This is a genomic window from Nitratireductor sp. ZSWI3 (genome assembly GCF_024655565.1).
Lineage (GTDB): Bacteria > Pseudomonadota > Alphaproteobacteria > Rhizobiales > Rhizobiaceae > Nitratireductor.
Genome location: NZ_JANKOF010000046.1, coordinates 23,537 through 35,350, shown reverse-complemented (window position 1 = coordinate 35,350; position 11,814 = coordinate 23,537). Strand labels below are relative to the sequence as shown.

Here is an 11,814-nt window from a genome sequence, read left to right as displayed (position 1 = left end):
CCCCGCATGCGGGGAGAAGGTCCCGGCAGGGGGATGAGGGGCGTGCGCCAACATGTTTGGTTCACCCGTTCGTCCCGCTGTCTCCGCGGTCTTTGGCGCTCGCCCCTCATCCTCACCTTCTCCCCGCATGCGGGGAGAAGGGGCCTTGACCTTTGCGCACGGCCTCCACTCGCGTCACCAGCTCGAAGCTCGGAATTGATGGCGGAAACCGCTGCATGGTTTTCGATCGCCTGCAATGGCCATACGCGATTGCCCTGCCCTTAGCGGGTGAGAGATCGCCGTCGGGCCAAAGGGGGCGAGGGGCGCTGCCTTCTCAGTCTCCCAATCCCTCCAGCTTCAGCTTGATCGCCAGGAAGTCGCGCCAGGCGAGCTTCTTGTGGGCCGGATTGCGCAGGAGATAGGCTGGATGCAGCGTCGGCATGGTCGGGATCTCCAGTCCCGACGGCGTCCTGTGCACCGCCCAGTTGCCGCGCATGCGCATGATCCCGGTCTGCGTGTTGAGGAGCAGCTTGGTCGAGGGATTGCCCAGCGTGACCAGCACCTTCGGCGCCACGAGCTCGATGTGCCGCTCGATGAAGGGGCGGCAGATCTCCGTTTCGAGCGGCGAGGGGTCGCGGTTGCCGGGCGGGCGCCAGGGAATGACGTTGGAGATGTAGGCGCTGCTGCGATCGAGGCCGATCGCCGTCAGCATCCGGTCGAGCAGTTGGCCCGAGCGCCCCACGAAGGGCAGGCCCTGAATGTCCTCGTCGCGTCCGGGAGCCTCGCCGACGAACATGACCGGCGCCGCCGGATTGCCGTCGGCAAAAACCGTGTTCTTCGCCGTCGTCTTCAGGTTGCAGCCGTCGAAGGCCGTGAGCTGCTCGCGCAACGCCTCCAGCGTCTCGGCGCCGCGGGCGATCTCGCGCGCGCGCGCCGCCTGCGCATCGTCGGGCACGACCGCGCTCGGCGCCGCGCGGGGCGAGGCCTGGGCCTTGGCCGCCGGAGCAGGCGTCCGGTCCGCCCCCGGCCGGCTCTCCTTGCGCCTTTCGGCCTCGATCCGCGTTTCCTCGAACCGGTTTGCCGGCGTTTCCGACAGGGGCTCGTCCACGCCGGCATCGGCGTAGAAGGTCAACAGCTCCCTCAGTCCCGCGGAATCCATTCCGATCCTGTCCCTGTCCTGCGGCCTTGGCGCATCGGCCCGAAAATCGGGATCGATTTTCGGAAAGCACGATGCGCAGCTTCAAAAGCTTGCAGCGTCCTTTGCGCATCCGGATGGATGCACGGCGCTGCAATGTCACGGCAGGGCCGCACTGTCACCCTCTTTTGGCTGCGATGCAAGTTCACGAGGACGGAATGCGCGGATCCTGCACCAGATAAAAGATCGGCTGCGGCGTGAGGTCGGTGATGAGCAGGCGGAAGGAGACCGTTTCGCCCGGATCGACCTTTCCCTCCTGGAACAGCAGCCGGTCGTAAGGCTCGAACTTCGTCTCGTAGGCGGCAAAGCCGCTCGATGCCACGTCCGTCCGGCCGATCTCGCGCTGGTTGAAGGAGAGGCCGTCGCCATAGACGCTCGGCAGGCCGAGCTTCTCCTGCAGCTCGAACTCGAATTCGATCCACGCCAGCCCGCTGCCGTTGGCGGTGTTGATTTCCATATGGAGGAACCCTTCGCCGGAGCGTTCGTCGGCGGCATAGCCCGGCACGTCGCCGGTCACGCGGATGACGAGCACCACGGGAGCCGTCGTCTGCAGTTCCTGCGTGAGGATGGCGGGATCGGCCCGCGTGCCCGAGCCGGTCACATTGCGGATGCGGAAGCCGCCGAGCTCGTCGGAGAAGGAATAGGCGCCGGCCTGCCAGCGTCCATCGTCCCCCGGTCCGGCGCCGACGAGCAGCGCAAGAAGCGGCATGACGAAGAGTGACGCGGTCCGGGGCAGGGCGGTTCCTCCCTTCTCGCGCATTCTAGCGCCGATGGGCCGCCTCGGGAAAGCTTATTCGCCGGCGCCGGCTTTCAGCCGCCCCGCTGCCAGTTGGAGACAGCCTCGCTCGGGTAGAGAAGCTGCAGGATGTTGAGAGTGAGGTTGTCGCGGATCATGTAGGCCATGATCGCTTCCGTCGCGACGAGCAGGGCGAGGCTCAGCCAGACGGGCGACAGGCGCGCCACCAGGAAACCGAAGATCGCCGCGAACGTATCGGAGATCGAATTCACGATGCTGTCCCCGTAGTAGCCTTCCGCAAGGGCCGACTGGCGATAGCGGTTGATGACCATCGGCGTGTTTTCCGCCATCTCCCACGCCGCCTCGATGCCGACGGCCAGCGCCAGACGCAGGCCGACAGGCATGCGCGGGGCGATGATCCACAGGAGCATGTAGAAGATCAGGCCGTGAAGGATGTGGGAATATGTGTACCAGTCGGTGAGATGCTGCGAGGTTTCTGGGCCGGACGGATCGGGATAAAGCAGCTTGACGGTGCCGCAATCGCAGATCGCCGGGTGCCCCATCGCCGCCAGGAAGAGAGCCTGGGCGGCAAGGATCGCGGCGATGATCGACAGCGTCAGGAGGACGGGATGGTATCGGTATGTCCTCGTGATCCATGTGTCCTGGATAGCCACGCACTCACCCTTTCTCGCAGGCCGTTGCACCATCATTACAATGATTCGCGACACGGAAGGCCGGTGATCAATCGAAGCCGAAAAGGCTCCTGGCGAGCTTCAGGACGGCTTCCGGACCGATCATGCGGGCCATGAAGACGGTTCCGGCGTAGTAGCCCCAGTGAACCACGTAGGAATAGGCAAAGCCGTTCGGCACCCTCAGGACGAGGTATGGAATGATCAGGCCGAAAGCGCCGGCAACGAGCGAGAACCGGACGACATAGCCGATCGGAACATCGTCGAACGCCAGCAGCAGATGCGTTGCGCCAAAAAGGACCGCGCCATAGATCGAGATGCTGCGCAGGTTGAAGCGGTTCATCGCCATACCCAGAACGAACGCCACGATCAGAAGCTGCTGGAACAGGATTTCGACCGATTTCGGCAGAAAGTACCAGCTTGTCGCAAGCGGCAGTTCCGGCAGGGTGAAATCGTCTCGCAAGGCCTGCGCCGACAGGGGCGGCAGCGCCGGAAGGACGTAAGCCAGAAAGGTCACGGCTGCGAGGAAGGCCAGGGACCAGACAGCGAGGCTGACGAGCCTGTTGCCGAAAGTCCGCCAGCGCGCGAGGCGTGGCCAGCGGGCATATTGCGGCCAGAACAGGATGACCGTGGTGCCGACCCAGAAGAGATAGTAGAGACTGGTGCCGACCGGATTGTCGTTATAGCTCGATGCCTGCCCGAGCGCCGGCAGCAGGAAGTAATAGCCGGCATCGGAAAACACCCATACGGCGGCGATCAGCGCGATGGTGCGGACGAGCGGAGCATGCAGTGTGTCGGCTTGCTGCAACGGGAAACCCATGGCGTCTGTTCGAAAAATGCAGGCGACACCCGCTCGGCGGCGGCAGGTGCCGTGCCTCAATGCAGCCCGCCAGTGCGTGCGGCAATGACATGAGTCAAGAAGGGCGGCATGCTGACCTTCGGGATGTCCGCACCGCGCCCGGTCAGGTCTCGATGCGGTAGTGGGTTGGTCGCCATTCCGATCTTGCGAGATTGATATTGACGTTTACGTTAAAGTAATAAGAATGAAAACGACTGCACCCGTGCGGTTTTCACAGGTTTCGCAGCCAGCATGGATGCGCTATAGCGCCAGGGTCGGGCGCATTGCAGCCGTGAAGCCGTCGAAGAAGGCCGGGGCAGGCGGGGTGCGGGACGAAGAGACAAGCGGAGGGTTGAATGAGCGACACGGAACGCGAAAGCATGGAATTCGATGTGGTGATCGTCGGTGCCGGGCCGGCGGGGCTTGCCGCGTCGATCAGGCTGAAGCAGCTCAACCCAGAGCTTTCCGTGGTCGTTCTGGAAAAGGGCGGCGAGGTCGGCGCGCATATCCTGTCCGGCGCGGTGGTCGACCCGGTGGGCATTGATCGCCTGCTGCCCGATTGGCGCCAGGAGGAGGATCATCCCTTCAAGACACCGGTGACCGAGGACCGTTTCCTGGTGCTCGGTCCGGCAGGCTCCCTTCGTCTGCCCAATTTCCTGATGCCGCCGCTGATGAACAACCACGGCAACTATGCCGTCTCGCTGGGCAATGTCTGCCGCTGGCTGGCCGGCCATGCCGAGGCGCTGGGGGTCGAGATCTATCCCGGCTTTGCCGCGGCGGACGTGCTCTACGACGACGAGGGCGCGGTGATCGGCGTCGTCACCGGCGACATGGGCGTCGAGCGCGACGGATCGCACGGCCCCAACTACCAGCCGGGCATGGCCCTTCTCGGCAAATATGTGCTGATCGGCGAGGGCGTGCGCGGGTCGCTCGCCAAGCAACTGATCGCCAGGTTCCGGCTCGATGAGGGGCGGGAGCCGCAGAAGTTCGGGATCGGCCTCAAGGAGCTCTGGGAGGTCAAGCCGGAGAACCACAAGCAGGGCCTCGTCCAGCACTCCTTCGGCTGGCCGCTCGACATGAAGACCGGCGGCGGCTCCTTCCTCTATCATCTCGAGAACAACCAGGTCGCGGTCGGGTTCGTGGTGCACCTGAATTACAAGAACCCCTTCCTCTCCCCCTTCCACGAGTTCCAGCGCTTCAAGACGCATCCGGCGATCCGCGGCACGTTCGAGGGCGCCAAGCGCATCTCCTACGGCGCGCGCGCCATCACCGAGGGCGGCTGGCAATCCGTGCCGAAGCTCGCCTTTCCGGGCGGGGCGCTGATCGGCTGCTCGGCGGGCTTCGTCAACGTGCCGCGCATCAAGGGCTCCCACAACGCGGTCCTGTCCGGCATGATGGCGGCCGAACATGTGGCCGAAGCGCTTGCCGCGGGCCGCAGCAACGACACGCTCGAAGCCTACGAGGCCGCCTGGCGCTCCTCCGATATCGGCAAGGACCTGAAGAAGGTGCGCAACGTCAAGCCGCTCTGGTCGCGCTTCGGCACCCTGCTCGGCGTCGGCATCGGCGGTTTCGACATGTGGATGAACACGCTGCTCGGCTTCTCGCTGTTCGGCACGATGAAACACGGCAAGACCGACGCCGCCTCGCTGGAGCCGGCCGCCGGATACAAGCCGATCGACTATCCGAAGCCCGACGGTGTGCTCACCTTCGATCGATTGTCCTCGGTGTTCCTGTCCAACACCAATCACGAGGAGGACCAGCCGGTTCACCTTCAGGTCCGCGATCTCGACCTGCAGAAGGCGTCGGAATATGCCGTCTATGCCGGCCCGTCCTCGCGCTATTGTCCAGCCGGCGTCTACGAGTGGGTCGATGCGGACGGCAACGCGCTCACCGACGGCCGGGACGTGGCCGATGCGCGCTTCGTCATCAACGCGCAGAACTGCGTGCACTGCAAGACTTGCGACATCAAGGACCCCAACCAGAACATCAACTGGGTGCCGCCACAGGGTGGCGAGGGGCCCGTCTATACGGGAATGTGACGCCAATTGACCGAAAGACAGTCCGCCGCGATCGACGAGGAAGCGCTGGCCGAAGCCTATGATCGGGCCCTCGCCCTGGAGAAGGCCGGCGATTTCGACGCGGCCGCTCTCGCCTATGCGGACGTGCTGCGCATCGATCCGGAAGATCACGGCGGCGCCGCCGTGAGGCTTGCCAGCATGGGGCGTGGCGAAACGCCGCCCAAGGCGCCGGACGCCTATGTGACGACCCTGTTCGACCAGCATGCGGAGGATTTCGAGACCATCCTCGTCGACCAGCTCGGCTACGGCGTGCCGCTGCTGGTGCGCCAGGCCCTGGCGACGCACGCGCCGGGGCCGTATCCGCGCCTGCTCGATCTCGGTTGCGGCACCGGTCTTTGCGGAGAGACGCTGCGCGACATGGCGGACCACATCACCGGCGTCGACCTCTCCGAATCGATGCTGGAAGTGACCGACGAGAAGGAGGTCTACGACGCGCTCTTCGTCGGCGAGGCCGTGGATTTCCTGCAAAATGCCGACGTCGAGCCGTTCGATCTGGTGACGGCCACCGACGTCCTTCCCTATGTCGGGCATCTGGAGGCCTTCTTCGCGGGCGTTGCCGCGTCGAGCAATCCCGGCGCGGTCTTCGCCTTCTCGAGCGAGACCCTCCCGGACGCGCTGATGGCCGGCCGCCCGTTCATGGTCGGTCCGCATCAGCGCTTTGCCCATGCGGAGGCCTATGTGCGCGAAACGCTCGCCGCCAACGGCTTCTCATGCCTTTGCGTCGAAGCGATCACGGTCCGCCACGAGATGGGCAAGCCCGTGCCCGGGCACCTGGTGGTGGCGCGGCGCAGATAGTTGTTTCCTGTTTCGGCGGCACTGCACGCTACAAGCGCACCTGCATGACCTCCTCCTCATCGTCATGCTGGCGCGGCAGCAGCCCGAATTCGAACAGGACCGGCAGGTGGTCCGAGCCGGCATCCTCCATCCTGCGGACGGAGATCGGCACGATGCCGCCCTTGGTGAAGATGTTGTCGATCGGCAGGCCGGCGATCCGCCGGATGGAGGTGGGGAAGGAGGGGGCGAACCAGGTGGCTCCGATCCCCGCGATAATCCTCATCTGGCCGGCCGCCTCGAGCCGCCGTGCCGTGGCGCTCCATGGCGCGGCGTTGAGGTCGCCCGCCAGGATGGCCGTTTTCCCAAGTTGCCGGACGGCCGGGATGACGCGCTGCACCTGATCCTTCTGTTCGTAGGGCCAGGGCCAGCCGAGATGCAGCGCGGCGACGTCGACGAAGGTTCCGCCGAAATTGACGCTCGCCACGGCCATCGAGCCGCGGTCGTGGCAGGAAGCTGCGGCCGGATGCAGGAACGGCCGGCGTGACAGGATCGCCACCCCGCCGATGCGCGCGGGCGGCGGGCAGATGATGCGGTAGGGGTAGGTTGCTTCGAGGAATTTCAGCTCCTCGACCCACATGCGCGACACCTCGTTGAGCGTCACCACGTCGGGACGGACCTCGCCGATCAGCGAGAACAGCTTTTTCGGGCTGGCGTTGTCATAGCGCAGGTTCATCTGCAGCAGCCGGTAACGCGCCGCCGGAACGTCTGCGGCCGAGGCCGGTGCCGTCTTCATGCCGGGCGCCAGCGTCGAGGCGAGCGCCGCGATGCCGAGGACCACGGCGGCCATGCCGATCCTGCGCCAGCCGTGAAAGAGCAGCAGCGGAACGGCGAGCAAGGCGAGCAGGAAGGCCAGGTGCAGGCGGAAATGCGCCATGGCATCGAAGGCCGGGTGAAGGCGGCCCCAATATCCGGCGACCAGCGGCAGCGACATCAGGGTTACGACAGCCGCCAGGAGCGCTGGCAGCCGGGTGCTGATCGTGCTTTCCTTCATAGCCCCAACGCGGTCACCGTCCACAAGCGTCTCGCCATATCCTGGCTTTCAGGCTATTGGAAGGCGGTTTCGAAGAAGCTTCTGAGCTTGCGCGAATGAAGCCTTTCGGGCGGCATGGCCGCAAGTTTCTCGACCGCCCGCATGCCGATCTTCAGGTGCTGCGATACCTGGCGCTTGTAGAACTCGGTTGCCATGCCCGGCAGCTTCAGCTCTCCATGCAGGGGCTTGTCGGAAACGCACAGCAGCGTGCCGTAGGGAACGCGGAAGCGGAAGCCGTTGGCCGCGATGGTTGCCGATTCCATGTCGAGTGCGATGGCCCGCGACTGCGACAGGCGCTGCACCGGTCCGCGCTGGTCGCGCAGTTCCCAGTTGCGGTTGTCGATGGTTGCGACGGTGCCCGTGCGCATGATGCGCTTGAGATCGTAGCCGGACAGCCCGGTGATCTCCGCCACGGCCTCCTGCAGCGCCACCTGCACCTCGGCAAGCGCCGGCAGGGGCACCCAGACGGGCAGGTCGTCGTCCAGCACATGGTCTTCGCGCACATAGGCGTGCGCCAGCACGTAGTCGCCGAGCGCCTGGGTGTTCCTGAGGCCGGCGCAATGGCCGAGCATGAGCCAGGCGTGCGGTCGCAGGACCGCGATGTGATCGGTGATCGTCTTGGCGTTGGAGGGCCCGACGCCGATATTGACCATGGTGATGCCGCAATGGTCGTTGCGGGTGAGGTGATAGGCCGGCATCTGCGGCAAGCGCGCCAGGGCGGTGCCGTCCGCATTCGTCTCGCCGGCGTGGGTGACGATGTTGCCGGGCTCGACGAAGGAGGTGTAGCCCTTGCCGCCTTCGGCCATCATGTCGCGCGCCAGCGCGCAGAATTCGTCGATGTAGAACTGGTAGTTGGTGAACAGGACGAAGTTCTGGAAATAATCCGGAGCCGTTGCCGTGTAGTGGGCCAGCCGGTGCAGCGAATAGTCGATGCGCTGGGCGGTAAAGGGGGCGAGCGGCATCGGCTCGCCGGGCGGCGCCTCGTAGGTGCCGTTGACGATGTGGTCGTCGGTGGCGTTGAGGTCCGGCACGTCGAACAGGTCGCGCAGCGGTCGCTTCAGGCGGTCGGCGACCGAGCCTTCCACATAGGTGTCCTTCAGGAAGGCGAAGTGCAGCGGGATGGGCGTTTCCGATTCCGACACGGTGACGGGCACGCCGTGATTGCGGATGACGAGGCCGAGCTGATCGATGAGATAAGCGTCGAAGAGATCGGGCCGGGTGATCGTGGTGGCATAGACGCCCGGCGCCGCCACATGGCCGTAGGCCAGGCGCGTGTCGATCTGCGCGTAGGATCCCGTGGCAAGGCTCACTTCCGGATAGAAGGCGCGGTAGCGCCGGTCGCTCGCGCCTTTTGCGGCGACCTGCACGAAGGCGTCGCGCAGGAAGGCGGTGTTGCGCTCGTACAGCGCCCGCAGCGCCGCGACGGCTTCACCGGCGTCCGTGAAGCTCTTTCGGGCGAAAGGCTCCGGAGAGGAGATTTTCTGGATCGGTTGAGGATAGATTCGCTTTTCCATGGCCTTTTATATGGAAATTCTTTTTCTTCTCAAGGCCCGGCCGCCGCACGCGCGGGGCATCAAGGGTGCGGCAGGCGAATTCAGCGCGCCCGCTTGAGGCTCACCATGAGGACGAGGCCAGCGCCACTCGACTTCTCATAATGGCCCTCGATGATGTTTTCATGGCCGGCGCGCACATTTTGCACGGCGATGAGCGGCGAGGCCACCACGGCGGCCAGTGCCAGTCCCTTGGCCAGATGGCCCAGCGCGGAAAACAGCGGCGTCATTCGCGGTGCCCCTTCTCGCTCAACGATGCTGGCCGGCGCAGGCCTGCGACTGCGTCGCGCAGGCGAAGGGCCGGCTCTGCCGCCAGTCGCCGGTCGGCCGGCTCGCCTCGGCCACCAGTATGGCAAGGCCGGCGCCGAACAGGGCGGTGAGCAGGCAGACAACGGTGAAGCGGCGCATCAGCATGGTGGTTATCCCTCATCATGCCGACACAGTGCACCAGGCCGGCTGAACCCGCTCTGAGAGGGGCATTCATCGACCGTTCACGAGCGTTAACGGGCGTCGGCGCCAATGTTGCGTTTGGTGAAGGATCGTTTTGCGGCGTTTTTGTTGCAATTGCATGGATCGTTGCTTACCTGCGTCTTGTCGCCACGATCCTCCCCCGACCGCGTGGCCTGAACTCTTGGAGGCAAGACGCATGACGATCCAGACCATGCCCATCGAACTGCATTACTGGCCGACCCCGAATGGCTGGAAGATCACCATTTATCTCGAGGAAACGGGACTTCCCTATTCCCTGCATTACGTGAACATCGGAAAGGGCGAACAATTCGAGCCGTCCTTCCTGAAGATCGCCCCGAACAACCGCATGCCGGCCATCATCGATCCCGAAGGCCCGGATGGCCGTCCCATTTCCGTGTTCGAATCCGGCGCGATCCTGCAATATCTCGGCCGCAAGACCGGCAGGTTCTATCCGACCGACGAGCGCGCCCGCGTCGAGGTCGACCAGTGGCTGTTCTGGCAGATGGGTGGGCTGGGTCCGATGGCCGGCCAGGCGCATCACTTCCGTCAATACGCGCCGGAGAAGGTGCCCTACGCCATCGAGCGCTACACCAACGAAGTCAACCGCCTTTACGGCGTGATGAACAGGCGCCTCGCCGACCGCGAATTCCTGGCCGGCGACTACTCCATCGCCGACATGGCCAGCGTCGGTTGGGTGAAGCCCTACAAGAACCAGGGCCAGGATTTGGAGGATTTCCCGCATCTCAAGCGCTGGTTCGAGACCATCATGGCACGTCCGGCGGTCATCCGCGCCCTGGAAGTCGGCCAGGAGCATCGCCGCAACATCGCCGAGGACAAGGAAGCACAGAAGGTGCTTTTCGGTCAGCGCGCGCGCTGATTTCGGGCGAAGCGAAAAGCGGGCAGCCATTGCTGCCCGCTCCCACTCCTTCTACGTTTGCGTTCCCGCCGGCCAGCGTATTCGCGGTCAGGTGAAAGCATCCGACCGCAAGGTGCGGCCGAGACAATTCTAAAGACGCGACCAGGTCTGGTTGCGGCAGATCAGCCCGCCCAGCACGCAGCCGCCCATCTTGAGGCTGTCGCCGGTTATGCTTCCCTTGCCCGAATAGGTCTTGTCGTTGTTGGGATCGGTGATCTTGCCGGTGTATTTGCCGCCGCCGGCGGCCTGGAACGTGCCGATCTTCTTGCCGGCGTGTTGACCGGTCTTCAACGTGATGCAGAAGGAGCCGCCGCAGGGGACGATCTGCGCCGTGCTGCCGGCTTCGGTTTTCCAGTTGCCCTCTATGGGGTCGGCCATCGCCGGACCTGCGGCCAAGAGCATGGCCGAGGATGCGGCGATCAGAAACATTCCACGTATCATCTAACCTGTTCCTCCCAAAACATGTCGTGCCCGACAAATTACGCAAACGTAAACGTAAAACAATTTTAGGCGGTCGGCAATTGCCACCGTGCCGGACTCGCTCCGGCGCTCGCAGGCTGCCGGCGCTATCGATCCCCCAAATCGACGCCGTAGATGCGGGCGATGTCGTTGAGCATCAGATTGGCGGCGAGCACGCCGCCGGCAGTGTTCCAGATCGTGTCGTCGACCGCATGCGCCTTGCCGTCCTTCACCGCACCCAGCGTCTGCCACAGCGGATCGGCAAGGACGGTTCGGGCAAGGCCCGTCGCTTCGCCGTCGCCGGGCTCATAGGTGAAATGCACCAGGCGGTCGCCGTCCATGTCGGGGATGCTCTCCTTGCCGACGCGGAGGACAAAGCCGTCAGCCTGTTGCAGGGGTGGCCGGGCGATGCCGATCAGATCGAGCAGATAGCCGGAAAAGCTGTCCTTCTGGTAGATGCGGATCTGGCCCGGCATAAAGCGGAGGACGGACAGGGTCTCGCTTTTCATGGCGCCGAGGGCCTCGGACAGCCGTGACACCCTGGCGTCGAACCGGCGCAGCGCCTCCTCGGCCTGGCCGGACCTTCCGAGGGCTTTCGCATAGAGCTTCAGGTTAACACGCCAGTCGCCCCTCAGCCTTTCGCTGAAAACCGTCGGTGCGATGGACGAAAGCTGCTCGTAGAGGGCTTCGTGCCGTTGCTTGTTGCCGAGGATGATGTCCGGGGCGAGGGAGGCCACCTGTTCGAGGTTGATGGAGCGCTCCTCTCCGAGCGGTTCGCTCTCCCGCAACAAGCCCGCCACATGCGGGTACCAGGGATCGCCTCTGCCGGTGGCCGCACGGCCGTTGGCTGCTCCGGCGGGAGTCACGCCGAGGGCCAGAAGCGCCTCGGCTCCTTCCGTCGTCAGCACCACAACGCGCCGCGGTTCTTCGGGAACGCGGGTCACACCCATTGCGTGTTCGATGTCTCGCGCCTGACCGGCGCCGGCGGCGCCGAGGAGGAAAATCGCCACGATCGCGGGAAAAGGAAAGGATTTCATCA

The 11,814-nt window shown here is 64.7% G+C and carries 13 protein-coding genes; 3 read left to right on the top strand and 10 right to left on the bottom strand.

The genetic code is table 11. The features are described 5' to 3' along the window. Positions 1-313: 313 nt before the first annotated feature. From NUU27_RS14830 to NUU27_RS14815, 4 genes are all read right to left on the bottom strand, one after another. Complete coding sequence (locus tag NUU27_RS14830) at positions 314-1,138, bottom strand: uracil-DNA glycosylase family protein (RefSeq protein ID WP_257762900.1); 825 nt, start codon at positions 1,136-1,138, stop codon at positions 314-316. Positions 1,139-1,319: 181 nt separating this feature from the next. Beyond that, on the bottom strand, positions 1,320-1,934 hold the full coding sequence (locus NUU27_RS14825) for a hypothetical protein (RefSeq protein WP_257762899.1): 615 nt from the start codon (positions 1,932-1,934) through the stop codon (positions 1,320-1,322). A 50-nt stretch (positions 1,935-1,984) separates the two neighbouring features. Beyond that, positions 1,985-2,584, bottom strand: coding sequence for a DUF2585 domain-containing protein (locus NUU27_RS14820; protein ID WP_257762898.1), 600 nt, complete (start codon positions 2,582-2,584; stop codon positions 1,985-1,987). Between the two features lie 67 nt (positions 2,585-2,651). Continuing rightward, positions 2,652-3,419: a hypothetical protein gene (locus NUU27_RS14815; protein ID WP_257762897.1), complete on the bottom strand. Its 768-nt coding sequence runs from the start codon at positions 3,417-3,419 to the stop codon at positions 2,652-2,654. 374 nt (positions 3,420-3,793) lie between these two features. Between NUU27_RS14815 and NUU27_RS14810 the strand changes: the two genes are divergently transcribed. Next, a complete protein-coding gene (locus NUU27_RS14810) occupies positions 3,794-5,476 on the top strand; it encodes an electron transfer flavoprotein-ubiquinone oxidoreductase (protein WP_257762896.1) in 1,683 nt (560 codons plus the stop codon). A gap of 6 nt (positions 5,477-5,482) precedes the next feature. Next, positions 5,483-6,310, top strand: a complete 828-nt coding sequence (locus NUU27_RS14805) for a class I SAM-dependent methyltransferase (protein WP_257762895.1) — start codon at positions 5,483-5,485, stop codon at positions 6,308-6,310. A 28-nt stretch (positions 6,311-6,338) separates the two neighbouring features. Here the strand turns inward: NUU27_RS14805 and NUU27_RS14800 are convergent, their stop codons facing one another. The 4 genes from NUU27_RS14800 to NUU27_RS14785 form a co-directional block, all read right to left on the bottom strand. Then, positions 6,339-7,340 (bottom strand): endonuclease/exonuclease/phosphatase family protein, encoded by a 1,002-nt coding sequence (locus NUU27_RS14800; RefSeq protein ID WP_257762894.1) that lies wholly within the window; start codon positions 7,338-7,340, stop codon positions 6,339-6,341. 53 nt (positions 7,341-7,393) lie between these two features. Next, the gene (locus NUU27_RS14795) at positions 7,394-8,893 is read right to left on the bottom strand and encodes an AMP nucleosidase (protein WP_257762893.1); all 1,500 of its coding nucleotides are present in this window, start codon (positions 8,891-8,893) and stop codon (positions 7,394-7,396) included. An 80-nt stretch (positions 8,894-8,973) separates the two neighbouring features. Further along, entirely contained in the window at positions 8,974-9,159 is a 186-nt protein-coding gene (locus NUU27_RS14790; protein WP_257762892.1) for a hypothetical protein, read from the bottom strand. A 19-nt stretch (positions 9,160-9,178) separates the two neighbouring features. Then, positions 9,179-9,343, bottom strand: a complete 165-nt coding sequence (locus NUU27_RS14785) for a hypothetical protein (RefSeq protein ID WP_257762891.1) — start codon at positions 9,341-9,343, stop codon at positions 9,179-9,181. Positions 9,344-9,575: 232 nt separating this feature from the next. Between NUU27_RS14785 and NUU27_RS14780 the strand changes: the two genes are divergently transcribed. Then, the gene (locus NUU27_RS14780; protein WP_257762890.1) at positions 9,576-10,277 is read left to right on the top strand and encodes a glutathione binding-like protein; all 702 of its coding nucleotides are present in this window, start codon (positions 9,576-9,578) and stop codon (positions 10,275-10,277) included. A 129-nt stretch (positions 10,278-10,406) separates the two neighbouring features. Here NUU27_RS14780 and NUU27_RS14775 read toward each other — a convergent pair whose 3' ends face one another. Both NUU27_RS14775 and NUU27_RS14770 read right to left on the bottom strand, forming a co-directional pair. Beyond that, positions 10,407-10,757, bottom strand: coding sequence for a DUF2147 domain-containing protein (locus NUU27_RS14775; RefSeq protein ID WP_257762889.1), 351 nt, complete (start codon positions 10,755-10,757; stop codon positions 10,407-10,409). Positions 10,758-10,882: 125 nt separating this feature from the next. Further along, positions 10,883-11,812, bottom strand: coding sequence for an ABC transporter substrate-binding protein (locus NUU27_RS14770; protein WP_257762888.1), 930 nt, complete (start codon positions 11,810-11,812; stop codon positions 10,883-10,885). Positions 11,813-11,814 lie beyond the last annotated feature (2 nt).

Coding starts and splice junctions, on each gene's coding strand:
- NUU27_RS14810 (WP_257762896.1), top strand. CDS start 3,794: ATGAGCGACACGGAACGCGAAAGCATGGAATTCGATGTGGTGATCGTC.
- NUU27_RS14830 (WP_257762900.1), bottom strand. CDS start 1,138: ATGGATTCCGCGGGACTGAGGGAGCTGTTGACCTTCTACGCCGATGCC.
- NUU27_RS14775 (WP_257762889.1), bottom strand. CDS start 10,757: ATGATACGTGGAATGTTTCTGATCGCCGCATCCTCGGCCATGCTCTTG.
- NUU27_RS14790 (WP_257762892.1), bottom strand. CDS start 9,159: ATGACGCCGCTGTTTTCCGCGCTGGGCCATCTGGCCAAGGGACTGGCA.
- NUU27_RS14825 (WP_257762899.1), bottom strand. CDS start 1,934: ATGCGCGAGAAGGGAGGAACCGCCCTGCCCCGGACCGCGTCACTCTTC.
- NUU27_RS14800 (WP_257762894.1), bottom strand. CDS start 7,340: ATGAAGGAAAGCACGATCAGCACCCGGCTGCCAGCGCTCCTGGCGGCT.
- NUU27_RS14780 (WP_257762890.1), top strand. CDS start 9,576: ATGACGATCCAGACCATGCCCATCGAACTGCATTACTGGCCGACCCCG.
- NUU27_RS14785 (WP_257762891.1), bottom strand. CDS start 9,343: ATGCTGATGCGCCGCTTCACCGTTGTCTGCCTGCTCACCGCCCTGTTC.
- NUU27_RS14770 (WP_257762888.1), bottom strand. CDS start 11,812: ATGAAATCCTTTCCTTTTCCCGCGATCGTGGCGATTTTCCTCCTCGGC.
- NUU27_RS14815 (WP_257762897.1), bottom strand. CDS start 3,419: ATGGGTTTCCCGTTGCAGCAAGCCGACACACTGCATGCTCCGCTCGTC.
- NUU27_RS14795 (WP_257762893.1), bottom strand. CDS start 8,893: ATGGAAAAGCGAATCTATCCTCAACCGATCCAGAAAATCTCCTCTCCG.